Raw genomic sequence first — 25251 nt, 5'->3', positions numbered from 1 at the left:
CGGGACGCCGGCTCAGACCCGGTCGCGCACGTCCCAGAGCCACACGTCGTCCACCCGCTGCGGCGGGCCGAGCAGCTCGGCCATCAGGTCGCGCAGCACCGCCTCGCGCGGACCGGACCCGAGCACCACCACCGACGCCCGCCAGAAGCGCAGGTCGTCCACGGCCTGGCGGCGGTTCTCCTCGGTGATCTCCGGCACCGCGTTGGCGTCCATCGTGGAGTAGATGAGCGTGCTGGTGGGGCGGTTCGGGGCGCCGAAGACACCCTCACCGCGCTCGTTCGGGCCGATGAAGTAGCCGCCCGGGATCGGGAACTCGTGTCCGGTCAGCGCGCTCCAGCGCAGCGTGTGCAGCCCGTGCACGTTGCTCGGGATCGGCACCGGCACCAGCGTGCGGCCCTCCGGCACGTACGGCCGCCAGCCACCGGCGGTGATGAAGCGCGGCGGCGGGTCGATGTGCTCCGCCGGCAGCGGACGCGGGATCAGCGGCACCAGGGCGGCCACGATCGCGGCGTACCCGGCCAGCCGCAGCACCCGGCGGCGCGTGTCGCGCGCGGCCGTCCCGTCGCCGTCGCCGTCCGTGCTGTCGTCGACGGCGGCGCGGGGGGCGGGCACCGGCGGACGGCCGGCACCGGCCAGCGCGTCCCACGCCAGGGCGAGCAGCACACCCACGGCGGCCACCACGACCAGGCTCAACCGGGTCGGCATCATCATCTCGACCAGCGGCAGGTCGTCCGGAATGTACGCCCACGGCCCGTCGACGTCGGTCTCCACACCGTTGAACCGCACCACCGGGCCGATCGAGGCGATCGTGAAGACGACCACCAGCACGGCCAGGATCCGGGCCGGCACCGACCGGCGGACCAGCAGCACCAGCGCGCCCAGCGCCACCAGCACCAGCGGCCAGCCGAACCAGGTGTTCTGCTCGGTCAGCCCGATGGTCTTCTCCACCGCCTCGTCACCGGCGATCGTGTCCCGGGCGAACGTGACGAAGGCCACCAGGTCCTCGCCCCAGTTGTGGAAGACGCCGCCCTGCAATCCGCGGTAGGACTGCGGCCCGTTGAACTGGAACCAGATCGGGTACGCGGTCAGCAGCAGCGCCAGCCCGCCGCCGAGCCCGAGCGCGGCCAGGAACGACCCGGCCCGCTCGCGGGCCGCCCGGGGCCGCTGCACCGCGTACGCCACCACGACGACCAGGCAGGCCAGCGCGGTGAGCAGCAGCATCTCCTCGTTGATGAAGACCTGGTACGCCACCAGCAGCCCGAGCGCCAGCCCGTTGCGCCGCCACCGCCCCGGCTCGCCCAGCCGCAGCACCCGCGCCACGATCAGCGGCAGCAGGAAGTTCGACACGAAGTTGGGCTGGCCGTTCGCGTGGTGGACGATGCCCGGCGCGAAGCCGAGGAACGCGCCACCGGCGAACGCGGCGGCCCGGGACCGGACCAGGTGCCGCGACAGCACCCAGTACGACGTGGCGGCGGTCGCCGACAGCGCCGCGCCCAGGTAGAGCGCGTACATCACCTGCGGGCCGAGCAGCAGGGTCAGTGGCGCAAGCGGCAGCGTCACCCCGAGCAGCGAGGTGTTCGCCATCATGTTCACCCCGTCCGGCGCGTTCTGCCGGGTGGTGAACAGCGGGTTCTCCAGGTGCTGCACCGAGTACGCGCCGTGCGCGAACAGCCACTCGAACCAGCTGTGGTCGGTCGGCAGGTGCGAGGAGACCCGGTGCTCCACGTCGCCCCAGTAGTTGAGGCAGACGAGAACACCGAGCAGCACATAGGCTCCGATGGCCAGCAGATCGGCGCGGGCCGGCCGGCGACGGGCACGGCGTGGCGGATCGGCCACGACGGCGTCCGTCTCGACGGACGAGGGGTTCAACGAGGGGTCCACCACGGGCACGGCCACGACGCGCCATCGTACAGGCGAATTGTGGCAATGCCGGTCACGGCCGGACGGCGGCCGGGCGCGCGGGAGAGGATGGTCGTGACCGTCATCGATCTGGGGGAGTTGCGTCACGACGCTCCGCCCCCGGCGGCCCCCCGCCCGCCGCGCAGCGTCGGGCGGCCGGCCCGCACCCTGGCGCTCCTGCTGCTGGCGCTGCTCACGCTCGCCGCCGCCGCGCCGCCGCGAGGACCGGCGGAGTGGACGCTGCCCGGCGGCCTGGGCTCGGCCGTGTTCGTCTCCGGCGACGTGGTGTACGTGGTGCGGCCGAACCGCGGTGACGGGCGGGAACTCGTCGCCTACCGCGAAGGGCGGGAACTGTGGCGCAGTCCGCTGCCCGGCATCGGCACCGCCGTGTCGGTGTGGGAGCAGGACGGCCGGGTGATGGTGGCCGGCCCGGCCGGCGGCGACGAGGACTGGGAGACGGTGACGTACGACGCGGCCACCGGCGTGGACGTCTGGCGCCGGCGCGGCGTCGCGTTCGCGGTCGGCCGGGTGCTGCTGTCGCAGTCCGCCGCGTCCGACCCCCGCCCGTCGATCACCCGGGTCGACCCGGCCGACGGAAGGACGATGTGGACGCTGCCCTCGACGGGCATGCTGGGGTTCGATTACGGCTCCGGGACGGAACGCATGCTGTTGTGGCCGGCCACCGGGCAGGTGGTGGTCGTGGACGCGCGCACCGGCGCGCGGGTCGCGGCCCGGGACCTGCACCCGGTTCGACCGCCCGGCCCGCGCCACGTGATGACCGTGGCCGGGCTGCTGCTGGAGATCGGCGGCGGGCTCATCGAGGCGTACGACCTGGACACGCTGCGACCGCGCTGGACCGTCGAACAGAAGCTCGTCGACTACGTCGACAGGTGCGGCGCCCTGCTCTGCGCCGTCCGGCCGGGCGCCGGGATGACAGCGCTCGACCCGGCGACCGGCGCCGTGCGCTGGAGCGTGGACCGGTGGGCGCGCGTCGTGGCGGCGCGCGACGACCGGCTGCTCGTCGGCGACACCGCGATCGGCGCCGGCGGCCTGGCGGTGCTCGGCCAGGCCGACGGGCGTCTGATCGCCGAGCTGGGCGGCTGGACCCTGGCCCCGCAGCACGGGTCCGGCGGCCCGCTGCTGGCCACCCGGCTGCTGGGCGGCGGCCGGCAGCTCCTGGCCGAGATGGACCTGTCCGGCGGTCCGCCCCCGATCAGGGGAGTGATCACCGGGACCGACTGCACGACCGGCGTGACGCTGCTGGTCTGCCGCAGGCCCGCAGGTGACTACGTGGTGCGGCGGCTGCCGTGAGCCCGGTGATCGAACTGGGCGAGATGCGGCACGGCGAGTCCGCCGACGAGCCGGAACCCGCGCCGCCCCGTCGGCCGCCCGGCCCGGCGGTCCGGGTGGCGCTGCTCGGCGTACTGGTGCTGCTCGTCGTGCACGCTGCCGCCGGTCCGCCGCGCCGGCCCGTGCCGATCCGGATTCCCGCCCCGCAGGGCGCGGCGTTCGTGGTCCGGCCGGACCGGGTGGTGGTGGCCGACGGCCCCGGCGCGACCGGCCGGGGCGGGCGGGTGGTCGCCGCGTACCGGCTGCCCGGCGGGGAACCGGCGTGGCGGTTCGCGCTGACCGACGGCGACCACGTGCTCGGCCTCACCACAGTGGCCGGGGGACTGCTGGTGACGAGCAGCCCGGCCGGGGACGGTGACTCGGTGTCGGCGATGCTCGACCCGGCGACCGGCACGCTGCGCTGGCGGCATCCCGGATACCCGGTCCCGACCGCCTCCGGCGGGCTGCTGCTGGAGAACCCCCGCCCGCCCGGCGCGGGCACCGTACGGGCCGTGGACCCGGCCTCCGGCGCGGTGCGGTGGACGCTGCCCGTACCGGGCCAGGAGGTGGGGTACCGCCGCGACGACCACGGGGTGACACAGCTCGTCCTGGTCACCCCGCAGGGCCGGGTGACCGTGTACGACGCGGACGCGGGCACCGTCGCGCACACCGGCCGGGTGGCGCCCGCGGCCGGCCGCGCCGACTACCGGTACGCCCAGGTGGTGGCCGATCTGCTGCTGGTCGAGGACGCCCGGGGCTCGGTCACCGGGTACGGGCTGGACCGGCTCGAGGAACGGTGGAGCCTGCCGGTGGGCTCCCGCGCCGGACTCTGGTTCGCCGACTGCGCCGGGATGGTGTGCCTGCGCAACCAGGTGGGCGGCGCGCAGACCCTCGATCCGGCCACCGGCCGCCCGGCCTGGACCGACGAGCGGTGGCTCGGGATGGGACCGGTCGGCGACCGGCTGATCGCCGCCGAGCGCGGGGTCGGGGAGGAGCTGGAACTGTCGGCGCTGGACCCGCCGACCGGCCGGGTGCTGGCCCGGCTGGGCCGCTGGCGCGTCTCCGGCAACGACCTCCCGTCCGGGCCGCTGCTCGGGCTGCGCACGCTCACCGAGGACCGGACGCTCGTCGGCGCGCTGGACGTGGCGGCCGGGCAGGTGCGGATCCGGGGGATCCTGCCCGGCGCCTGGTCGGAGTGCGCGGACACGGGTACGCAGCTGGTGTGCCTGCGCCCGACCGGCGGCATGGCGATCTGGCCGGCCGGACGCTGATCACCAGTTGGCCTGCGCCGGTGGCGGCGGCAGGGGCGTCGACTCGGGCCGAAGCACGTACGCGATGCCGCCGCTGCCCACCTGCCAGGCATGCTCGAACGGCGCGCGCGGCACGGTGCGGCGGACCCGCTCGTCGTCCGGCGCGTACGGGTCGTTCAGCACCGGATCGCCGTCGGCGGTGAAGCCGGCCAGCACGATGAGGTGCCCCCGGGTGTCGTAGTCCAGCCCCGGCACCTGCCCGGCGGTGAACGCCGCCGAGACGATCAGCGGGATGCCGGCGGCCACGAACAGTTCCGCCTCGGCCAGCGAACGCAGCCGGGTGACGAACGCGTCCACGCCGTGCGTCGCCGCGTACGCGGTGTTGAACGGCCAGTTCCCCGCTCCGGCGTACGCGTGGTCGAAGCAGTGCCGGGCGGCGTGCACCACCCGCGGGCGGGGGCCGGGCGGCGTCACCCAGGCGTACCGGTCCGGGGTGGGGCCCGCGCCCCAGAAGTCGAGCACCATGGACACGCAGGTGGGGCTGCACCAGGAGTCTCCACCGCCGCCCCAGCGGGTCTCCCCGGTGGCGTGCAGCCGCTGCGCGTAGCGCGGCACGTCCAGCACCCGCCCTCGCGCGCCGCCCGCGCCGGCATCGGTTCTTGCGACGGCTCGTTGTCCGACGCCGGGCGGGTCGGTGGAGGCGACCACGCCGATCGTGCGCAGCGCCGGGCCGTCCGCCGCGTCGAGGCGGCGCAGCAGCGTCACCCGCACCTGCCAGCCGGTCACCGTCGCGCCGGTCACCCGCAGCGTGTCGGCGGCCACCCGCGCCCGGTCGTCCGCCTGCCCGGGTACGGACGCCCGGTGCACCGTGCTGTCGTCGGCGGCCCAGTTGCCCAGCTCGTACCAGCCGGTGGAGGCCGCGTCGCCGGCCCAGCCCCGCAGCTCCACGCGCAGCCAGCAGCCGGCCGGCGTGTGCGCGGTCCAGGAGGGCACCAGCTCGACGGCGGCGAAGCCGAGCGGCGTCACCGGGGAGGTCCAGCTCCCGGCGGCGTACTCGGCGGTGGTCCCGGAGTGCGGATCGGTGTGGGTCAGGCGGCCGGGCGCGCCGTCGAGCACCAGCCCGTCCGGCCCCGCGGTGAGCCCGTCGGCGAGGCCCACGTCCCGGTCCGCCGGGAAACGGAACCGGCGGTACGCGATGTCGCGGCCGGTCATCGGGGTGCCGCCCGGCGTGGATCGGGTGCCTCGACCGCGTGCTTGTCGATCATTGCCGCTGAGCATCGCGTACCCGAAGGTTTTGTGCAACGGCGGTGGGTGCGGGCCCCGCGCTGGACCGGTCGGCCGGTGGGTTCGGGCCAGCCGCGCGGGAGGGTCCGCCTGCTCGCCGGGCCCGGTGTGATCAGGGGCGTAGCGAGTCGATGGGGCGGCCCAACTGACTGCACTTTCGTCACCGAAGGTAACCGTGACGTGAGGTCCCGGGGTTCACCCTGCGCCGACTTTGCTCTGCAGCCATCGACGCAACGGTGACTCACCGCAACAAGTGCGTATCGGGCTGCAGAGCAAAGTCGACGGAAGGGCATCGCAGGCCCCGACGGCCGAATTGGCATATCTGCAGTTCAACGGCTTCTGACTCGGCGGCAGTCTCGCGTGGAGGAGCAACCGTCGGTGACAGTGCGTGACGCAGCGGCGCGCCGTCGCCAATCTCACGGACAGTCACAGAAATCCGCGCGTGCGAGGAAGAGCGACCCGGTGGACGGCGGGAGGATCATGCGCCGCCGGGACAGCTCCTCCGGCGACACGCTTGGCCGGCGGCACTAGGTTGTCAGAGGTCACGAGGCGGGAGGGCCGGGATGCGGGTACTGGTGGTCGAGGACGAGCGCAACCTCGCCGACGCGATCGCGCGCGGGCTGCGCAAGCGCGGGATGGCGGTGGACGTCGCCTACGACGGCGACGCCGGCCACGAGGCGGCGTTCGTCACCCGTTACGACGTGGTGATCCTGGACCGCGACCTGCCGGGTGTGCACGGCGACCAGATCTGCGCCGATCTGGCCGCCTCCGGCGCGCTGACCCGGGTGCTGATGCTCACCGCGAGCGGCACCGTCGCCGACCGGGTGGAGGGGCTGCAGCTCGGCGCCGACGACTACCTGGCCAAGCCGTTCGCGTTCGACGAGCTGGTGGCGCGGGTGCAGGCGCTCGGGCGCCGGGCCACCCCGGCCGCGCCGCCGGTGCTGGAGGTGGCCGACCTGGTGCTGGACCCGGCCCGGCGGGTGGTCACCCGTGGTGGCGTGCCGCTCGACCTCACCAACAAGGAGTTCGGCGTGCTCGCCGAGCTGCTCAAGGCGCGCGGCGCGGTGGTGTCCAGCGAAGAGCTGCTGGAACGGGTCTGGGACGCCAATACCGACCCGTTCACCACGATCGTCCGGGTCACCGTGATGACGCTGCGCAAGAAGCTGGGCGACCCGCCGCTCATCGACACGGTGGTCGGGGCGGGCTACCGGATCGGCCGCACGCAGTGAGCGTGGGCACCCGGCGGGTGCGGCCGACGCTGCGGTTGCGGCTGACCCTGCTCAACGGCGTCCTGCTGGTCGGTGCAGGGGCGATCCTGGTGCTGCTGGCCTGGCTGCTGGTCCGCGACGCGCTGCGCCCCACCGACGAGCTGCTGCCCGGCACCACAGTGGTGCTCACCGACGGCCGTACCCTCGACGCCGGGCAGTGGCAGCGGCAACTGGTCGACGCGGCGTCGCAGGAACTGCTGGTCAAGGGACTGCTCGCGCTCGTGGCGATCAGCGTCGTCGGGGTGGCCGGGGCGTACCTGGTGGCCGGCCGGGCGCTGCGCCCGCTGCACCAGGTGACAGCCACCGCGCGCCGGCTCGGCGAGGCCACGCTCGACGAGCGGATCGGCTGGTCCGGCGCCGACGACGAGGTGGCCGAGCTGGCCGAGACGTTCGACGCGATGCTGGACCGGATCAGCGGCGCGTTCGAGGCACAGAAACGGTTCGTCGCGAACGCCTCGCACGAGCTGCGGACGCCGCTCGCGGTGATGCGTACCGAAATCGACGTGACGCTCAGCGACGACGACGCCGACCTCGCCGAGTACCGCCGCATGGCCGGGGTGGTGCGGGACGCCTCGGAGCGGGCCAACGGCCTGGTCGACGCGCTGCTGGTGCTGGCCCGCAGCGAGGCCCAGACCGGCCGGCGGCTGGCCCGGCGCGCGGAGTCGGACCTCGCCGTCGGCACCGCCAACGCGCTGTCCGCGGTGTCCCGGGAGGTCGAGCGGATCGGCCTGAAGGTGCACACGTCGCTGCGTCCGGCGCCGGTGGTCGGTGACCCGGGGCTGCTGGACCGGCTGGCCGGCAACCTGGTGGAGAACGCGGTCCGCTACAACCACCTGCACGGGCGGATCTGGGTGCGCACCGGCACCGACGGGCAGCGGTCCTGGCTGGTGGTGGGGAACACCGGCTTCGAGGTCGCCCCCGCCGACGTACCCGGGCTGTTCGAGCCGTTCCGGCGCGGCGGCCAGGAACGCACCGGTGCTCGCGGCTCCGGGCTCGGTCTGTCGATCGTGCGGGCCGTCTGCGACGCGCACGGCGGCACGGTGAAGGCGGTCGCCCAGCCCGGTGGCGGCCTGGAGGTGACCGTCACGCTTCCGTCGGCCGACCCGCCCGCGGCCACCTGACCGCCCATCCCGACCCGTCCAGCCGGTGAGGCGGCCTCACCTTTTCGTGCGGACAGCCTCGGCTGTCCTGGCCGGACCCGGCGGTGGTCGGCCCCCGGCGGCACGGTGGTCGGGCAGAATGCTCGGCTCACGCTGGACGCGGAGCGGTGATCAACGGAGAGTAAGCGCAGCGACGCCTCACCCTGCTCACCCACCGGAGCTGCCCGTGACCCACCTCTCGGCCCCGCGCCGCCGCCGTCTTCTCGCGGTCCTCACCGCCGGCGCCCTCACCGTCGTCGGCCTCTCTCCGGCCACGCCCGCGGCCGCCGCCGCGCCCGGCCACGACAAAGTGGTCCACACCGTCCCCTCCACGGCCTCGCCCGACGTCCAGGACGGCTCGGTCGACGCGATCCACGACGCCGGTACGAAGATCATCGCGGGCGGCTCCTTCACCCGTGTGCAGAACCGCAACTCCGACGTCGACATCCCCCGCGACTACCTGCTCGCGTTCGACAAGGCCACCGGCGCGGTGGACACCGCGTTCGCGCCCACGCTCGACAACGAGGTGACAGCGGTCACGGGCGGGCCCACGGCGAACACGGTCTTCGTCGCCGGCAAGTTCAACACCGTCAACGGCGTGACCCGGCGCAAGGTGGCCCTGCTCGACGTCAACACCGGGGCGGTCGTCACCAGCTTCGCGCCGCCCGCGTTCAACGGGCTCATCAAGGACATCGCGCTGGTCGGCAACCGGCTGCTGGTCGGCGGCATCTTCACCACGGCCGGCAACCCCAACCCGCGCGGCGGACTGGCGTCGCTCAACGCCACCACCGGCGCCGTGGACAGCTACCTCACCACCACGCTGACCGAGAACCACAACTGGGACGGGGTCAGCGGCGCCAAGGCCGGCGTCGGCGCGGAGAAGCTCGCCGTCTCCCCGGACGGCACGCAGCTCGTCGTCATCGGCAACTTCAAGAAGGCCGACGGGGTGCTGCACGACCAGATCGTCAAGATCGACCTGGGTGCCACCGCCGCCACCGTCGCGGACTGGAACACGGCCCGCTACACGCCGCGCTGCAAGTGGCAGTCCTTCGACTCGTACGTCCGTGACGTCGCGTTCTCCCCGGACAACAGCTACTTCGTGGTGGTCACCACCGGCGCGCCGTACAGCGGAACGCTCTGCGACACCGCGGCCCGCTGGGAGGCCGGCGCGACCGGCTCCGCTCTCCAGCCGACCTGGGTCGACTACAGCGGCGGCGACACGTTCCTGTCCGTCGGCATCAGCGAAGAGGCGGTCTACGTCGGCGGCCACCTCCGCTGGCTCAACAACACCACCGGCACCGACAACGCCCGGGCCGGCGCGGTCGGCCGGGCCAGCATCGCCGCGCTCGACCCGGCCAACGGCCTGCCGCTGTCCTGGAACCCCGGCCGCCACCCGCGCGGCATCGGCGCCTCCGAGATGCTCGTCACGCCGACCGGGCTCTGGGTCGGCGGCGACACGCTGTGGATCGGCAACTTCCAGTACCGCCGGGAGCGGATCGCGTTCTTCCCGCTGGCCGGCGGGACGGCGGTGCACCCCACCACCACGGCCACCCTGCCCGGCAACATCTACCAGGCGGGCCTGCCGCAGCCGACGAACGTGCTGTACCGGGTGAACGCCGGCGGCTCGTCCGTCGCCGCCACCGACGGCGGGCCGGACTGGGCGGCCGACACCAGCTCCAGCCCCAGCCCGTACCACAACACCGGCAGCAGCGTCTCCAGCTACACCACCGCCGCGAGCCTGGACTCGACGGTACCGGCCGGCACCCCGGTCGAGCTCTACAACCACGAGCGGTACGACCCGTCCGGCGGTGCGGAGATGACCTGGCAGTTCCCGGTGCCCAACGGCACCGAGGTGCACGTGCGGCTCTACATGGCCAACCGGTACGCGGGCACCGCCAACGCCGGCACGCGGATCTTCGACGTGGCGCTGGAGGGTGCTGTCGTCCTCGACGACCTCGACCTGTCCGCCACCGCCGGGCACAACGTGGGCACCATGCGGGAGTTCACGGTGGTCAGCGACGGCTCGATCGACGTGGAGTTCCGCCACGTGCGGGAGAACCCGCTGGTGAACGCCGTCGAGATCGTCAAGACCGGGCCCCCGCCCGCCCCGGCCAGCTCGCCGGTGCAGGTGCGCTCGTACGACGGGCAGAGCACGGTCGGCGCGCCGGACCCGGTGACCGACCCGAACGGCACCGTCTGGGCGGGCGCGCGCAACGCGTTCTGGGTCGGCGGGACGGTGTTCTACGGCGCCGACGGCGCGCTGTGGCGGCGTACGTTCAACGGCACCACGTTCGGTGCGCCGGAACTGGTGGACCCGTACCACGACCCGTACTGGGACAACGTGATCACCAACTCCGGGCCGACCGGGCAGACGTACGTCGGCGCGACCACCGGCTTCTACGCCGAGATCCCGAACGTGACCGGCATGTTCTTCTCCGGCGGGCGGCTCTACTACACGCTCAACGGGCAGAACGGACTGTTCTGGCGCTGGTTCACCCCGGACAGCGGCGTGGTCGGCGCCGACCGGTTCACGGTGTCCGGGGCGAGCGGGTTCGCCGACGCGGGCGCGGTCTTCGTCTCCGGCGGCACGCTCTACAAGGTCAACCGCAACACCGGTGACCTGGCCGCCACCGACTGGGTGAACGGCGTGCCGGCCGCGACGTTCACCGTGCGCAGCGGCCCGGCGGTCGACGGCGTCGACTGGCGCGCGAAGGCGGTGTTCGTCGGCCCGTAAGGAAGGGCACCTTCTTAACGCCTCCGGTAGAGGAAGGGCCCCTTGTTAACACGCAGCTGTTAACAAGGGGCCCTTCCTTGCGGCGGGGCGGGGTTGCCGGCGCCGGAGGGCGGTGGAATGATCAACCGGTCAGCCCGATGAGGTGGAAGGGGGTGTGGTCGATGTCTTTCGTGAACCGTCCCGCGCCCCGCGTTCCCCGCTGACGTTCCCACTCCGCCGGGGCGCGTACCCCACAGGAGGAAGCACCGATGAGTGCACAGTTCCATTGCGTGACGGTCGAGTCCGACGACCCGTACACCCTCGCCGGATGGTGGGCCCGGGTGCTCGACCGCCGGCTCGCCGACGACGACCACCCGGACGACCCGGAGGCGGTCCTCGCCGCGCCCGCCGGCGACGGCCCCGACCTGTTGTTCGTCCGGGTGGGCGAGCGGCACGGCAAGGGCGCGTTCCACATCGATCTGCACGCGGCCGAGGGCACCCGCGACGAGGAGGTGGCGCGGCTGCGTGACCTCGGCGCCACGCTGGTGGCCGACCGGCGCCGGCCGGACGGCAGCGGCTGGGTGGTGCTGGCCGACCCCGAGGGCAACGAGTTCTGCGTCTGCCGGAGCCCTGCCGAACGGGCCGAGTCCGCCTGATCCGGAAACGACACCGGGCCCCCGCCGTCGCGGCGGGGGCCCGGTGCGTAGCGGTGTCAGCCCTGCTTCTCGATCTCGCCGCGCATCGTGACGAACTCCTTCTGGAGCTCGGCCGCGGACTTGAAGTAGACGACCACCATGCCGAGGCTGCCCCGGTCGGCCCAGATGCAGACGGCCACCTGCTCACCCGAGGCCTTGCCGTCGGAGCACTTGGCGTCGCCGCCAAGCGGGCCCGGGTCGACCGTCTTGAAGTCCTTGGTGGCCAGGTCCGGCGTGACCGCCGTGGCGGCGTCGTCCAGTTCCTTCTTCGGGTCGGCCATGACGCCGGACACGGCGACGATCATGACCAGGTCTTTCTTCTCCGGGTTGCCGTAGAAGGCGCCGGCCGTGCTCGTCGCGTCCGGCACGTCCTTGCTGAGCGAGGCCTTCATCTGCGTCGCGGCGTTCTGCAGCTGAGGGTCGGTGACCTTCGGCCGGCCGCCGAGCGTCTGCGGCTCGACCACCCGGGTCTTGGTGGCGGTGACCACCTCGCCGACGGTTTCCTTGGTGACGAGCCAGGTGACGATGCCGCCACCGACGCAGAGCACCAGGACCACCGCGAGGACGATCAGCAGGATCTTGCCGACGCCGGACTTCTTCGGCGGGACCGGCGCGCCGAACTGGTTGCCGTACTGGGGCTGCTGCGGGATCTGCGGGTAGTCAGCGCCGTACTGGGGCTGCTGCGGAGCATGCGGGTAGCCACCGCCGTACTGCGGCTGCTGGGGCGGCTGGAAGCCGCCGGGCTGGTGCTGGGGCGGCGGGTAGTGGCCGGGGTAGGGATTGGACGGCGGCTGGGACATGTAGGCAGCTCCTGTGAGAAAACTGAAGGCGTGATCGTAGCCAGGAGCACCGACATGCCGCTGTCCGTGGAAGGCCGGTGGGACGAAACCGCATCCGACCCGTGACCTGCCCGCGAAACGCCGATCGCGGTGGCCGGGCGTCCGTCTCGGACAGCCCGACCACCGCGATCGATGCGGTATCGGTCAGCGCAGGCTGGCCACGCCGCGCGGCAGGAACCGCTTGCCGGTCACCCGCTCGGAGGTGCCGGTCCGGTCCAGGTACGGCGTCACGCCGCCCAGGTGGAACGGCCAGCCGGCGCCGAGGATCATGCACAGGTCGATGTCCTGCGCCTCGGCGACGACGCCCTCGTCGAGCATGAGCCGGATCTCCTGCGCCAGCGCGTCCAGCGCGTTCTGCCGCACCTGCTCGGCGGTGAGCGGCTCGTCGCCGACCACCAGCAGCTTCGCCACCTCGTCGTTGATCTGGTCGTCGACCACGATCGGCTGGCCCGAGTCGGCGATCCGCTTGAGGTTCTCGCTGACGCCGAACCGGTCCGGGAACGCCTCGTGCAGGGTGCCGCCGACGTGGTACGCCACGGCCGGCCCGACGAGCTGCAGCAGCGCCAGCGGACGCATCGGCAGGCCCAGCGGGTCCAGCGCGCTGTTCGCCACGTCCAGCGGGGTGCCGGCGTCGACGGCCGCGAACACGGTGCCGAGGAAGCGGGTCAGCAGCCGGTTCACCACGAACGCCGGGGCGTCCTTGACCAGCACCGACGACTTCTTGAGCTGCTTGCCGACAGCGAACGCGGTGGCCAGCGTGGCGTCGTCGGTCCGCTCGCCGCGGACGATCTCCAGCAGCGGCAGCACCGCGACCGGGTTGAAGAAGTGGAAGCCGACCACCCGCTCCGGGTGCTCCAGGTCGGCGGCCATCTCGGTGATGGACAGCGAGCTGGTGTTGGTGGCGAGCACCGCCTCCGGCTTGACGATCTTCTCCAGCTCGGCCCAGACCTGCTTCTTGACGCCCAGGTCCTCGAACACGGCCTCGATGACGAAGTCGGCGTCGGCGAAGACGGACTTGTCGACCGAGCCGCTGACCAGGCCGTACAGCTTGGCCGCGGTGCCCTTGTCCATCCGGCCCTTGCTGACGGCCTTCTCGATCTGGGTGTGCACGTAGCCGACACCCTTGTCCACCCGCGACTGGTCCAGGTCGGTCATGACGACCGGCACCTGCAGCCGCCGGGCGAACAGCAGCGCGAGCTGGCTGGCCATCAGGCCGGCGCCGACGATGCCGACCTTGGTGACCGGGCGGGCCAGGCCCTTGTCCGGCGCGCCGGCCGGGCGCTTGGCCCGCCGCTGCACCAGGTCGAAGGCGTACAGGCCGCTGCGCAGCTCCTCGGAGAAGACCAGGTCCGCGAGGGCCTCGTCCTCCGCCGCGGTGCCGGTGGCGAAGTCGGCGTCCTTCGCCGTCTCCAGCAGGTCCAGCGCCTTGTACGCGGACGGGACCGCGCCGTGCAGCCGCTGGTCGAGGGTCTGCCGGGCGAAGTAGAGCACGCCCGCCCACATGTCCTTGTCGACCTCGGGGCGGGTCACGGCGACCTCGCCCCGGACCACGCCGGCGGCCCACTCCAGCGACCGCTCCAGGAAGTCGGCCGGCTCCAGCAGCACGTCCGCGATGCCCATCTCGGCCGCCTGCTTCGGCTTGAGCATCTTGTTCTGCATCAGCGGGTTCTGAATGATCACCTGGGTGGCGGCCGGGATGCCGATCAGGTTCGGCAGCAGCTGCGTACCGCCCCAGCCGGGGATCAGGCCGAGCGAGACCTCGGGCAGCGCCAGCGCCGCCGCGCCCGCCGACAGCGTCCGGTAGTGGCAGTGCAGCGCCAGCTCCAGGCCGCCGCCCATCGCCGCGCCGTTGACGAACGCGAAGGTGGGGACGGCGCTGTCCTTGAGCCGGGCGAACACGCGGTGGCCGAGCCGGCCGATCTCCAGCGCCTGCTCGCGGTTCTCCAGCGCGGGCAGGCTGGTGATGTCCGCGCCCACGCAGAAGATGTACGGCTTGCCGGTGACCGCGATGAACGCCGGCTCCGCCGCCAGCGCGGCGGTGATCGCCTCGTCCAGGCTGGTCAGACCGGCCGGGCCGAAGGTGTTCGGCTTGGTGTGGTCGAAGCCGTTGTCCAGCGTGATGAGGGCGGCGGGCCGGTCCAGCCCGGGTACGGCCACCTGGCGCAGCAGCGCCTTGGTGACGACCTCGTTCGGTGCGGCGAGGCTCACTTGTCTCCACCCTCCCAGTGCGGGTTCTCCCAGATCACGGTGCCGCCCATGCCGATGCCGATGCACATGGCGGTGAGGCCGTAGCGGACCTCGGGGTGCTCGGCGAACTGGCGGGCGAGCTGGGTCATCAGCCGGACGCCGGAGGACGCGAGCGGGTGACCGATGGCGATCGCGCCGCCCCACGGGTTGACCCGCGGGTCGTCGTCGGCGATGCCGAAGTGGTCGAGGAAGGCGAGCACCTGCACCGCGAACGCCTCGTTCAGCTCGAACAGGCCGATGTCGTCGATGCTGAGGCCGGCGATGCGCAGCGCCTTCTCGGTCGACGGGATCGGGCCGACGCCCATCACCTCGGGCTCGACGCCGACGAAGCCGAACGACACCAGGCGCATGCCGACCGGCAGGCCCAGCTCACGAGCGGTCTCCTCGGCCACCAGCAGCGCGGCGGTGGCGCCGTCGTTCAGGCCGGCCGCGTTGCCCGCGGTGACCTTGCCGTGCGGCCGGAACGGCGTCTTCAGCCCGGCCAGCTTCTCCATCGAGGTGTCGCGGGGCGCCTCGTCCACGGTGGCCAGGCCCCAGCCCGCCTCCGGGTCGCGCACCGCCACCGGCACCAGGTCGCCCTGGAGCTTGCCGTTGGCGTACGCCTTGGCGGTCTTCTGCTGCGACGCCAGCGCGAACGCGTCGGTGCGCTCCTTGGTGATGTGCGGGACCCGGTCGTGCAGGTTCTCCGCGGTGGAGCCCATCACCAGGGCGGACGGGTCGACGAGCTTCTCCGCGACGATGCGCGGGTTGGGGTCGACGCCCTCACCCATCGGGTGGCGGCCCATGTGCTCGACGCCGCCGGCGATCGCGACGTCGTACGCGCCCATGGCGATGCCGCTGGCCACGGTGGTGACGGCGGTCATCGCGCCGGCGCACATCCGGTCGATGGCGAAGCCCGGCACGGTCTTGGGCAGGCCGGCCAGCAGGGCGGCGGTACGGCCGATGGTCAGGCCCTGGTCACCGATCTGGGTGGTGGCGGCGATCGCCACCTCCTCCACCTTCTCCGGCGGCAGTTGCGGGTTGCGGCGCATCAGCTCGCGGATGCAGCGGATCACCAGATCGTCGGCGCGGGTGTTGGCGTACATCCCACCCGCCTTGCCGAACGGGGTACGGACGCCGTCGACGAAGACGACATCCCGGACTTCACGGGGCACTTGGAGCCTCCCTCGGCACGGGCATTTCCCCGGATGCTACTCGCCAGTAACCAAACGTGGCACCACCCCCCGCGTGGCCCACCTCACACCTGCCACCGACGTTACTGCTGGGGGGTGCGCAGCGCCTCGGTAAGAGCGGGCAGCAGCAGCCCGATCTGCCACTCCCGGGCGCCGAAGGCGCGCAGCGCCTCCGCGACAGTGTCGTCGGTGATCTCCTCCGGCGGCTGCCACGCCAGCCGGCGGATCGAGTCCGGCGCGATCAGGTTCTCCGCCGGCAGCCGGTGCGCCCCGGCGGTGCCGACCACCACCTCGCGGGCCCGGGCCAGCCGCCCGGCCGCCACCGGGTCACGCTCGGCCCAGCGGTGCGGCGGAGGCGGCCCTTCCACCGTCGGGCTCACCGGCAGCGCGTCGTCCGGCAACTGACGCGCGTCGTCGAGCGCCGCCAGCCAGGTACGTGCCAGCCGGCGCACCGACCGCCCACCGAACCCGGGGAGCGTGAGCAGCGTCTTCTCGTCCTTCGGGTCCAGCTCGGCGGCGGCAACGATGGCCGAGTCGGGCAGCACCCGGCCCGGCGCGGCATCCCGGCGGGCGGCGATCTGGTCCCGCGCGTACCAGAGGGACCGCACCCGGGCCTGGGCGCGCGCGCCGCGTACCCGGTGGATGCCGGACGTGCGCCGCCACGGCTCGGCGCGCACGCGCGGCGGACGGGCGCCGTTGCGCACCAGCGCGTCGAACTCCTCCGCCGCCCAGCCGGACTTGCCCTGCCGCCCCAGCTCCTCGTCCAGCGCGTCGCGCAGGTCCACCAGCAGCTCGACGTCCAGCGCCGCGTACGTCAGCCAGGACTCCGGCAGCGGCCGGCTGGACCAGTCCGCGGCGGAGTGGTGCTTCTCCAGGCTGAACCCGAGCAGCTGTTCGGTCAGCGCGGCCAGGCCGACCCGCTCGAATCCCGCCAGCCGGGCGGCCAGTTCGGTGTCGAACAGCCGGCGCGGGCGCAGGCCCAGCTCGGCCAGGCAGGCGAGGTCCTGGCTGGCCGCGTGCAGCACCCACTCGGTCCCGGCGATCGCCTCGTCGAGGGCGGACAGGTCGGGCAGCGGCAGCGGGTCGATGAGCGCGGTGCCGGCGCCGACGCGGCGCAACTGCACCAGGTAGGCGCGCTGGCTGTAGCGGTAGCCGGAGGCGCGTTCGGCGTCCAGGGCCACCGGGCCGGTGCCGCCCGCGAAACGGGCCACGACCTCGTTCAACTCGGCCGGTGTGGCCACCGGGGCGGGCGTGCCGTCGCGCGGCGCGGTCAGGGGGACGGCCGCGCCCGGCTCGGTCTCGGTCCCCGCGTCCGCCGGCTCCGGCAGGGCCGACGTCGGATCGGCGGAGACCTCTCCCGTACGGCTTTCGGCGGCCCGACGGCGCAGGGGTGGTTCGTCGGTCACCTGACAACCCTAGTAGGCCGGACGATCCGGTGTGCGCAGCCGGTCCGGCGCGTGTCGGCGCGGTGTCCGTCAGGTGTCCGGAACGAACCGGGTTGCGGGACCGTGAGAGGGTCGGACAGCGGGGGAGACAAAGCCCGTTTCCGCCGGTACGGTCCATCGAGCCGCGAGCGGCGCACAGGGCCGGACGACAGCGGTCGGGGGCGTCGGCGAAGCCGACGGGGAGGACGGTCGAGCATGACAGGCGGGTACGGAACCGGCGACGGCGTGCCGGGGCAGGGCGGTGACCCGACGGCCGATCGGCCGGGACCGCTGCCGCCACGCTTCGACCCGCCCGGCGGTCCGGCTCCGCTGTCCGGGCCGGCCCTGCCCGGGTCGGCAGCGGGCGGTGGCGGTCCGGCGTGGAGCGGCACCCCCGGCCATGCGGCGTCGGGCACGAGCTACCCGGGATCGTCCGGGGGGAGCTACCCGGCGTCCTCGGGCACGAGCTACCCCGCCCCGTCCTCGGGCGCGGGCTATCCGGCGCGGGCCGCCGCGCCGCCGTCCGCCGGTTACCCGGGCCGCGCCGACGCGGCCGGGGCGTCGCCGTCGGCCGCCTACTCCGCGTCGTCGGGTGTCGCGACCCCGCCCGCGCCGTCCCAGCCGTCGTTCGGCGCCGCGCCGTCCCAGCCGGGCCCGTCGTCGTTCGGCGGCGCGCCGGCCCAGCCGGGTCAGTCCTCCTACGGCACGCCGTCGGCCCAGCCGGGTCAGTCCTCCTACGGCTCGGCACCGGCCCAGTCCGCCCCGGCCTACCCGGGCCAGGCGCCCGCCGGTTCACAGTCGTTCCCGGGCCAGGCCTCGTCGCCGTACGCGGACCGGCACTCCGGCGCCCCGTCCGGCTCCGGCTCGTCCTACCCGGGCAGGCCGGTCTCCGCGCCCGCCTATCCGGGCCAGCCGGTGTCCGCGCCGTCCTACCCCGCCCAGCCGGCGGCGTACCCGGGTCAGCAGGTCTCCGGCTTCGGCGCGCCGCTCGGCCCGCCGGAGCGCGCCCCCCGGCGCAGCCGGCTCGCGGTGGTGGCGCTGGCCCTGGCCGCCGTGCTGGCGGTGGTCAGCGGCGTGCAGGCGTACCAGATCTACCGGCTCGACGACCGGCTCGCCGCCGCCGACAAGCGGATGGCCGAGGGGCAGGGCGCGGACGCCAGCCGGCTCGACGGCCTGGAGCAGCGCGCCGGCAGCCTGGAGAAGCAGGCCGGAGCCGCCTTCAACCCGGAGGCGGTGGCCAGCGCGGTGCTGCCGAGCGTGTTCCGGGTGCGGGCCGGGCAGTTCACCGGTACGGCGTTCGCCGTCGGCAAGGCCCCGTCCGGCGGCGGCACCACGCTGCTGACGAACTTCCACGTGGTCGAGTCGGTCTTCACCGCCGGTGAGCGCAAGGTGTTCCTGGAGCGCAAGGACCAGCGGTTCGAGGCGACGATCATCGCCACCGACAAGGACAAGGACCTGGCGCAGTTGCGCACCACCGCCAAGTTCGCCGGTCTGGTCGCGGCCAGCGATCCGGTGCGGTCCGGCCAGCAGATCATCGTGGTCGGCGCGCCGCTCGGGTTGCAGGACAGCGTCACCACGGGCGTGGTCAGCGCGTTCCGCGAAGACGAGCGCGGCGGTGGCCCGGTCATCCAGTTCGACGCGCCGATCAACCCCGGTAACTCCGGCGGCCCGGTGATCAACGGCGCCAAGGAGGTCGTCGGCATCGCCACGGCCAAGGCCCGCAACGCCGAGGGCATCGGGTTGGCGGTGCCGATCAAGACCGCCTGCGACCGGTTCCGCCTCTGCTGACCGGTCGCCCACGCCGGTGTGGGGCGACCGCAGCGCATCGACCCCGGCCCATCGGGCCACCCCGCGGGGGACCAGCTCATCTGGAGGAACGACATGTCCTACCCACCGGCCGGGGGCGACAACCCGCCCCCGGCGCCGGGGGGCACGGTCTACGGCAACGTGTACGGCAGCCGGCCCGCGCCCCAGCAGTACGACCCGAACCAGCCCGCCCCGACCCTGCACCAGCCCACCGCGCCCGACGGCACACCCGGGTACGGCGGATACCAGCCCGCCGCGCCGGGTCAGCCGGGCTACGCGCCGGGCGCCGCTCCGGTGCCCCCGCCGATGTCGGCGCCGCCGGTCTCCGTACCGCCGGTCTCCGGCCCCGGCTACCCGCAGCCGCTGTCGGCCCCGCCGCTGTCCGCCCCACCGGTGTCCGGCCCCGGCTACGGCCCGCCGCCGATGTCCGGGCCGCCCGGCCCCTACGGACCGGCCGGCGGCGCGCCCGCCGGCGGCGGCCGGAGGTGGGCCCCGCTGGTCCTCGGCCTCGTCGCCGCGTTGCTGTTCGTCTTCGGTGGCGTGATGACCTTCCTGTACGTCTCCACGGACGGCGAGCTGGACAAGTCCCAGCGGCTGGTCAGCCAGCGCGACGGCACCATCTCGGCGAACCAGCAGGAGATCGAGAAGCTCAAGGGTGAGCTGAAGACGGTGCAGGAGCGGCTGTCGGACACCCAGCAGGACCTGACCGGCACCAAGAACGACCGGGACGAGCAGGCCCGGCAGAAGAAGGTCATCGCGAGCTGCCTGGACAAGCTGACCACCGCCATCGCCGCCGCGTCGCGTGGCGACCGGGCTGCCTTCGAGGCGGCGAACAAGGGTCTGGACAAGGTCTGCGACGAGGCCGAGAACTATCTCTGACCTGTACTCGCCCGAGGCCGCCCCGGTTCGCCGGGGCGGCCTTCGCGTATCCGGCCGGGTGTGGTCAGGCGGCGCCGGCGGAACGCCGGGGCAGCGCGGTGACGCCGGGCGGCGGCAGGCCGGCCGTGGAGGCCAGCAGCGTGCACCAGCCGAGCAGGTGCGGACCCAGGTCGGCGCGCAGCGGCGTCCAGGAGGCGCGGATCTCGATGTCACCGGCGGCGGGCGGCCCGGCCAGCTCGCCGAACCGGGTGGAGAGCGTCTGGGTGACGGTGCCGCCGATCGCCCGGTGCCCGGCGCCCTGCGCGTCCAGCGCGTCGGTCAGCCAGGTCCAGCCGACGCCCGGCAGCAGCGGGTCGCTGGCCAGGTCGACCTCAAGCTCGGCGGTGACGTACGTGACCAGCCGCAACGTGCCCTGCCACGCCTCGTGCCCGGCCGGGTCGTGCAGCAGGATCAGCCGGCCGGTGGCCACCTCGTCGTCGTCGCGCATCACGGCGGCGGAGAGCGCGAACGCGAACGGGGCCAGCCGCTGGGGCGCGCCGACCTCCTCCAGGATGATCTCCGGGCGGGGTGTCACCGACCGCAGCCCCGCGACCGCGCGAGCGAACGTTTCCGGGAGCGCGATCGGGGGGGCCATGCGGGCAGCCTATGCGCGCCCACCGTACGGCGCGCGACGGCGCGCCGGGTGATCGACGGTTAAGAAGGGGCCCTTCCTCTACCGGAGGCGTTAAGCGGGGGCCCTTCCTTCTACGTCACAAATGCGGACGGTGAGCGCGGGCGCCTGCCGGGGGCGTGGCACGATTGCCGCGATGACCACCGACACCACGGGCACTGCCGCCCGAGACGGAGAACCCCGCCGCGGCGGGCCGGCCGACTCGCCCTTCGTGCGCGCCTGCCGGCGCGAGCCGGGCCCGCACACGCCGGTCTGGTTCATGCGCCAGGCCGGCCGGTCGCTGCCGGAGTACCGCGAGATCCGGGCGAACGTGCCGATGCTGGAGTCCTGCCGCCGGCCGGACCTGGTCACCGAGATCACGCTCCAGCCGGTGCGCCGGCACGGCGTGGACGCGGCGATCCTGTTCAGCGACATCGTGGTGCCGGTCGCCGCGGCCGGCATCGACCTGGACATCGTGCCCGGCACCGGCCCGGTGGTGGCCGAGCCGATCCGTACCGCCGCCGACGTCGAGCGGATCTCCCCGATCGGCCGCGACGAGGTGTCGTACGTGGACGAGGCGGTCCGCCAGCTCGTCGTCGAGCTGGGTGACACCCCGCTGATCGGCTTCGCCGGCGCCCCGTTCACGCTCGCCAGCTACCTGGTCGAGGGTGGCCCGTCGCGTACCCACGCCAAGACCAAGGCGCTGATGTACGGCGACCCGGACCTGTGGCACGCGCTGTGCGCCCGGCTGGCCGAGGTGACGCTGGCGTTCCTCCAGGTGCAGATCGACGCCGGGGTCTCCGCGGTGCAGCTGTTCGACTCGTGGGCCGGCGCGCTCTCCGAGGCCGACTACCGCCGCTTCGTGCTGCCGCACTCGACGTACGTGCTGGGCGGGCTCGCTGACTCCGGCGTGCCGCGGATCCACTTCGGGGTGGGCACCGGCGAGCTGCTCGGCGCGATGGGCGAGGCCGGCGCCGACGTGGTGGGCGTGGACTGGCGTACGCCGCTGGACGTCGCCACCGGCCGGATCGGGCCGGACAAGGCGGTGCAGGGCAACCTCGACCCGACCGTGCTGCTCGCGCCCTGGCCGGTGGTGGAGACCGAGGTGCGGCGCATCGTCGAGCAGGGCCGGGCCGCTCCCGGCCACGTGTTCAACCTCGGCCACGGCGTCCTGCCGGAGACCGACCCCGAGGTGCTGACCCGGGTGGTCGCGCTGGTGCACGAGCTGACCGCGCGACCGGAGCGCTAGGAGGCGACAGTGGTGCGACCGTGGCGGGTGGCGATCGTCGGTGGCGGGATCACCGGGCTGGCCGCCGCCGTCCGGTTGCGCGACAGCGCTCCCGAGGGCACCGAGGTCACCGTGTACGAGCAGTCCGGCCGCCTCGGCGGCAAGCTGTTCACCGGTGAGCTCGCCGGCGGGCCGGTCGAGTTCGGCGCGGAGTCGTTCCTGATGCGCGACCCGGCCGGTGGCGAGTCGGCGGCGGTGACGCTGGCCCGGCGCCTCGGCCTGGCCGAGGCGATCGTGCACCCGACCGTCGGGCAGGCCGCCCTGCTGGTCGACGGCACGTTGCGCCCGGTGCCGGGCGGGACGCTCGTCGGCGTACCCGGGGATCTGGAGAAGGTGGCGGCGGTCGCGCCGCCGGCCGCGGACGCCGACCGCGACGCGGGCCACCCGTTGCTGGCCGACGGTGAGGACACCTCGGTCGGTGAGCTGGTCCGCAAGCGTCTCGGTGACGCGGTGGTGGAGCGGCTGGTCGATCCGATGCTCGGCGGCGTGTACGCCGGGCGGGCCGACGACCTGTCGCTGGTCACCACGATGCCGGCGCTGGCCCGCGCGGCACGCGCCGAGCACACGCTCGTCGGTGCGGTACGCGCCGCGCAGGCCGCCGCGCCGCGCGCGCCCGGCGCCCCGGTCTTCGGCACCCTGGCCGGTGGGCTGAGCACGCTGGTCGAGGCGGCGGCGACGGCGAGCGGGGCGACGATCCGGCGCGGCGCCGCGGTACGCGAGCTGCGCCGCACCCCGTCCGGATGGCGGCTCACCGTCGGGCCGACCCGCGACGCCGAGCACGTCGAGGTCGACGCGGTGCTGCTCGCGGTGCCGGCCCGCCCGGCCGCCCGGCTGCTCGCCGCCGCCGCGCCCGAGGCGGCCGACACGGTGGGCGCGCTCGACTACGCCAGCGTCGCCCTGATCACCCTGGCCCTGCCCGGCCCGGCCCTGCCGGAGCTGTCCGGTTTCCTGGTGCCGGCCGGTGAAGGGCTGACGATCAAGGCGTCGACGTTCTTCACCACCAAGTGGGGGCACCTGCGGCGGCCGGACGGGCTGGCGCTGGTGCGCGCCTCGGTCGGCCGGTACGGCGACGAGACGTCGCTGCAGCTCACCGACGACGACCTGGCCGACGCGGTGCACCGGGAGCTGTCGGCGGTGCTCGGCGCGCCGCTGCCGACTCCGGTGGCCCGGCACGTGCAGCGGTGGGGCGGCGCGCTGCCCCAGTACACGCCCGGGCACACCGCCCGGGTGACGGCGGTCCGGGCGGCGCTGCGCGCCGCGTACCCGACGCTTGCGGTGGCCGGGGCCGGCTACGACGGCGTCGGCATCCCGGTGTGCGTCCGCTCCGGCGAGACGGCGGCCGAAGAGATCATCACGGCACTGGAAGGATCGGCAGCATGACCGAGCAGACCAACGCGGCGCGGCTGCGGGAGCTCAACGAGACCATCCGCTACACGATGTGGTCGGTGTACCGGGCCACCAGCCCGCTGCCGTCGCTGCGGGAGAACGTCGTCGACGAGGTCGAGTCGCTCTTCACCGAGCTGGCCGGCAAGGACGTCACGGTCCGGGGCACGTACGACGTGGCCGGGCTGCGCGCCGACGCCGACCTGATGATCTGGTGGCACTCGTCGTCCAGCGACGCGCTGCAGGACGCGTACCTGCGGTTCCGCCGCACCACGCTGGGCCGGGCGCTCACCCCGGTCTGGTCGCAGATGGCGCTGCACCGCCCGGCCGAGTTCAACAAGAGCCACATCCCGGCGTTCCTGGCCGACGAGCAGCCGCGCCCCTACCTGTGCGTCTACCCGTTCGTGCGCTCGTACGAGTGGTACCTGCTGCCCGACGCGGAGCGGCGCGAGCTGCTGGCCGAGCACGGCAAGATGGCCCGCGGCTACCCGGACGTACGGGCCAACACGGTCGCGTCGTTCGCGCTCGGCGACTACGAGTGGATGCTCGCGTTCGAGGCCGACGAGCTGCACCGGATCGTGGACCTGATGCGTGACCTGCGCGCCTCCGGCGCCCGGCGGCACGTGCGGGAGGAGATCCCGTTCTACACCGGCCGCCGCCGATCGGTGGCCGACATCGTCAACTGCCTGGTGTGAAAGGAAGGGCACCTTCTTAACGCCTGCGGTAGAGGAAGGGGCCCCGCTTAACACCCAGCGGGTGTCGAGCAGGGCCCCGACCGGGAAGACCGGCGTCAGGCGGTCGTCGTACAGGACACGATGCTGGGCACCGGGTTCGTCGCGCCGGCCGAGCCGGTGAAGCCGAACGAGGTGCTCGCACCCGGCGCGAGTGAGCCGTTGTAGGCGGCGTTTCGTGCCGTCACCAGTGTTCCGCTCGTGGTGACAGTGGCGTTCCACGCCGAGCTGACCTGCTGGCCGTTCTGGTAGTTCCAGCTCACCGACCAGCCGCGGATCGGCGAGCCGCTGTTGTTCGTCACCTTCACGTCGGCCTGGAAGCCGCCGCCCCACGAACCGGTGATCGCGTACGTCGCGGTGCAGCCGCCGGCCGGGTTCGGCGTGGTCGGCGGCGGGCTGGTCGGCGGCGGGCTGGTCGGCGGCGTGCTGGTGGGCGGGGTGCTCGTCGGCGGGGTGCTGGTGGGCGGCGGGGTGGTCGGGCCGGACCCGCCGAAGTCCACGTCACTGCACAGGTAGTAGGACTGGTCCAGGTGGCTGGCCTGCCAGATGGTGTAGACGATGTGCCGGCCGGTGCGGCCCGGCGCGTTCGCCGGGATCTGGATCGACACGCCGTCCACCTCACGCGTCCACTGGCTGGCCGGGGTGTTGCCGATCTGGCCGACCAGTTCCAGGTCGCTCCAGCGCAGCGGCGAGGTGAGCGCGTTGAAACCCTGCTTGGTCACGTACACCCGGATGTAGTCGGCGCCGTGGCTGGCCTGGTCGAAGAACTTGACCCGGAAGTTGTTGGTGACCGGCACGGTCTTCCAGGCGCCGACGGTGTCGAGCGCGTTGTACCGGCCGCTCTGGGTGCGGCCGCCGCTGCACAGCTGACCGTCCGGGATGGCGCCCTGGTGGTTGCCGGCCACGCCCTCGCGGAACAGGCCGTTCCAGTTCCACATGGCGTTCGGGTCGGCCTGCCACGCCTGCCAGCACATCGGGTCCTGGGTGGCCATGGCCGGGTTCTGGAAGTCACCGCCCCAGCGCTGCCAGCAGCTGTAGGCGCGCGAGGCCGGGTCGACCACCGACCCGTGCGCCGAGGCCGGGCCGGAGAACGCGGTGGTGAGCAGCGCCGCGACGACCGCGCAGACGCCGAGGATCGCCGCCGCGAGCGGTAACGGGCGGCGGTACGGAGTGGACATGGAAAGCCTCCGGGATGGGTGTCGGTGCACGACGCCCGGACTGTCGGGAGTTGCCCTCTCCCGCGTGGCGGCTCCGCC

General features: G+C 73.7%; 19 protein-coding genes. 11 read left to right on the top strand and 8 right to left on the bottom strand.

All coding sequences use genetic code 11. The annotated features are described in order from the left end of the window. Window positions 1-12 precede the first annotated feature (12 nt). On the bottom strand, window positions 13-1869 hold the full coding sequence (locus O7542_RS17885) for a hypothetical protein (protein WP_222949529.1): 1857 nt from the start codon (window positions 1867-1869) through the stop codon (window positions 13-15). Window positions 1870-1974: 105 nt separating this feature from the next. Between O7542_RS17885 and O7542_RS17880 the strand changes: the two genes are divergently transcribed. Together O7542_RS17880 and O7542_RS17875 are read left to right on the top strand one after the other, a co-directional pair. Continuing rightward, a complete protein-coding gene (locus tag O7542_RS17880; protein WP_281604923.1) occupies window positions 1975-3210 on the top strand; it encodes a PQQ-binding-like beta-propeller repeat protein in 1236 nt (411 codons plus the stop codon). Then, window positions 3207-4499 carry a PQQ-binding-like beta-propeller repeat protein gene (locus O7542_RS17875; protein WP_166455462.1) on the top strand — a complete coding sequence of 431 codons (1293 nt, stop codon included), beginning with the start codon at window positions 3207-3209 and terminating at the stop codon, window positions 4497-4499. Before O7542_RS17880 ends, O7542_RS17875 begins: the two co-directional genes overlap by 4 nt. On the opposite strand, the gene O7542_RS17870 is transcribed toward O7542_RS17875, so the two are convergent. Next, window positions 4500-5690 (bottom strand): C39 family peptidase, encoded by a 1191-nt coding sequence (locus O7542_RS17870; protein ID WP_240925448.1) that lies wholly within the window; start codon window positions 5688-5690, stop codon window positions 4500-4502. A 635-nt stretch (window positions 5691-6325) separates the two neighbouring features. On the opposite strand from O7542_RS17870, the gene O7542_RS17865 reads away from it, so the two are divergent. The 4 genes from O7542_RS17865 (at window position 6326) to O7542_RS17850 (ending at window position 11538) form a co-directional block, all read left to right on the top strand. Next, window positions 6326-6991 (top strand): response regulator transcription factor, encoded by a 666-nt coding sequence (locus O7542_RS17865; protein WP_043325656.1) that lies wholly within the window; start codon window positions 6326-6328, stop codon window positions 6989-6991. Window positions 6992-6993: 2 nt separating this feature from the next. Beyond that, window positions 6994-8151 carry a HAMP domain-containing sensor histidine kinase gene (locus O7542_RS17860; protein ID WP_176722869.1) on the top strand — a complete coding sequence of 386 codons (1158 nt, stop codon included), beginning with the start codon at window positions 6994-6996 and terminating at the stop codon, window positions 8149-8151. A gap of 205 nt (window positions 8152-8356) precedes the next feature. Further along, window positions 8357-10903, top strand: a complete 2547-nt coding sequence (locus tag O7542_RS17855; RefSeq protein ID WP_166455461.1) for a malectin domain-containing carbohydrate-binding protein — start codon at window positions 8357-8359, stop codon at window positions 10901-10903. 248 nt (window positions 10904-11151) lie between these two features. Then, complete coding sequence (locus O7542_RS17850; protein WP_043325653.1) at window positions 11152-11538, top strand: VOC family protein; 387 nt, start codon at window positions 11152-11154, stop codon at window positions 11536-11538. Window positions 11539-11594: 56 nt separating this feature from the next. Here O7542_RS17850 and O7542_RS17845 read toward each other — a convergent pair whose 3' ends face one another. From O7542_RS17845 to O7542_RS17830, 4 genes are all read right to left on the bottom strand, one after another. Continuing rightward, complete coding sequence (locus O7542_RS17845; protein ID WP_281604922.1) at window positions 11595-12377, bottom strand: hypothetical protein; 783 nt, start codon at window positions 12375-12377, stop codon at window positions 11595-11597. Window positions 12378-12560: 183 nt separating this feature from the next. Further along, entirely contained in the window at window positions 12561-14624 is a 2064-nt protein-coding gene (locus tag O7542_RS17840) for a 3-hydroxyacyl-CoA dehydrogenase NAD-binding domain-containing protein (RefSeq protein WP_209960491.1), read from the bottom strand. Beyond that, the gene (locus O7542_RS17835; RefSeq protein ID WP_064447157.1) at window positions 14621-15817 is read right to left on the bottom strand and encodes a thiolase family protein; all 1197 of its coding nucleotides are present in this window, start codon (window positions 15815-15817) and stop codon (window positions 14621-14623) included. The genes O7542_RS17840 and O7542_RS17835 overlap by 4 nt, the downstream gene beginning before the upstream one ends. Before the next feature lie 101 nt (window positions 15818-15918). Further along, the gene (locus O7542_RS17830; protein ID WP_281604921.1) at window positions 15919-17241 is read right to left on the bottom strand and encodes a ribonuclease D; all 1323 of its coding nucleotides are present in this window, start codon (window positions 17239-17241) and stop codon (window positions 15919-15921) included. 234 nt (window positions 17242-17475) lie between these two features. Here O7542_RS17830 and O7542_RS17825 point away from each other — a divergent pair, with 234 nt between their 5' ends. Beyond that, window positions 17476-19047, top strand: coding sequence for a trypsin-like peptidase domain-containing protein (locus tag O7542_RS17825; RefSeq protein ID WP_281604920.1), 1572 nt, complete (start codon window positions 17476-17478; stop codon window positions 19045-19047). A gap of 93 nt (window positions 19048-19140) precedes the next feature. Then, window positions 19141-19944 carry a hypothetical protein gene (locus O7542_RS17820; protein ID WP_140946380.1) on the top strand — a complete coding sequence of 268 codons (804 nt, stop codon included), beginning with the start codon at window positions 19141-19143 and terminating at the stop codon, window positions 19942-19944. Between the two features lie 64 nt (window positions 19945-20008). On the opposite strand, the gene O7542_RS17815 is transcribed toward O7542_RS17820, so the two are convergent. Further along, window positions 20009-20578, bottom strand: coding sequence for a DUF3000 domain-containing protein (locus tag O7542_RS17815; RefSeq protein WP_043325643.1), 570 nt, complete (start codon window positions 20576-20578; stop codon window positions 20009-20011). Between the two features lie 172 nt (window positions 20579-20750). On the opposite strand from O7542_RS17815, the gene hemE reads away from it, so the two are divergent. From hemE to hemQ, 3 genes are read left to right on the top strand one after another with little or no spacing between them, the layout of a single operon-like run. Continuing rightward, a complete protein-coding gene (gene hemE, locus O7542_RS17810) occupies window positions 20751-21842 on the top strand; it encodes a uroporphyrinogen decarboxylase (protein ID WP_043325641.1) in 1092 nt (363 codons plus the stop codon). Between the two features lie 9 nt (window positions 21843-21851). After that, on the top strand, window positions 21852-23261 hold the full coding sequence (gene hemG / locus O7542_RS17805; RefSeq protein WP_281604919.1) for a protoporphyrinogen oxidase: 1410 nt from the start codon (window positions 21852-21854) through the stop codon (window positions 23259-23261). After that, window positions 23258-23959, top strand: coding sequence for a hydrogen peroxide-dependent heme synthase (gene hemQ, locus O7542_RS17800; RefSeq protein WP_043325639.1), 702 nt, complete (start codon window positions 23258-23260; stop codon window positions 23957-23959). Before hemG ends, hemQ begins: the two co-directional genes overlap by 4 nt. Before the next feature lie 95 nt (window positions 23960-24054). On the opposite strand, the gene O7542_RS17795 is transcribed toward hemQ, so the two are convergent. Further along, window positions 24055-25173, bottom strand: coding sequence for a lytic polysaccharide monooxygenase (locus O7542_RS17795; RefSeq protein WP_281604918.1), 1119 nt, complete (start codon window positions 25171-25173; stop codon window positions 24055-24057). Between the last annotated feature and the right edge of the window lie 78 nt (window positions 25174-25251).

Origin of the sequence: Micromonospora sp. WMMC264, assembly GCF_027497275.1 — a bacterium.
In the GTDB taxonomy this organism is placed as follows: Bacteria; Actinomycetota; Actinomycetes; order Mycobacteriales; family Micromonosporaceae; genus Micromonospora; species Micromonospora chalcea.
This window is presented reverse-complemented; position numbering and strand designations above follow the sequence as displayed.

Coding starts and splice junctions, on each gene's coding strand:
- O7542_RS17820 (WP_140946380.1), top strand. CDS start 19,141: ATGTCCTACCCACCGGCCGGGGGCGACAACCCGCCCCCGGCGCCGGGG.
- O7542_RS17825 (WP_281604920.1), top strand. CDS start 17,476: ATGACAGGCGGGTACGGAACCGGCGACGGCGTGCCGGGGCAGGGCGGT.
- hemQ (WP_043325639.1), top strand. CDS start 23,258: ATGACCGAGCAGACCAACGCGGCGCGGCTGCGGGAGCTCAACGAGACC.
- O7542_RS17795 (WP_281604918.1), bottom strand. CDS start 25,173: ATGTCCACTCCGTACCGCCGCCCGTTACCGCTCGCGGCGGCGATCCTC.
- O7542_RS17815 (WP_043325643.1), bottom strand. CDS start 20,578: ATGGCCCCCCCGATCGCGCTCCCGGAAACGTTCGCTCGCGCGGTCGCG.
- O7542_RS17850 (WP_043325653.1), top strand. CDS start 11,152: ATGAGTGCACAGTTCCATTGCGTGACGGTCGAGTCCGACGACCCGTAC.
- O7542_RS17865 (WP_043325656.1), top strand. CDS start 6,326: ATGCGGGTACTGGTGGTCGAGGACGAGCGCAACCTCGCCGACGCGATC.
- O7542_RS17870 (WP_240925448.1), bottom strand. CDS start 5,690: ATGACCGGCCGCGACATCGCGTACCGCCGGTTCCGTTTCCCGGCGGAC.
- hemE (WP_043325641.1), top strand. CDS start 20,751: ATGACCACCGACACCACGGGCACTGCCGCCCGAGACGGAGAACCCCGC.
- O7542_RS17845 (WP_281604922.1), bottom strand. CDS start 12,377: ATGTCCCAGCCGCCGTCCAATCCCTACCCCGGCCACTACCCGCCGCCC.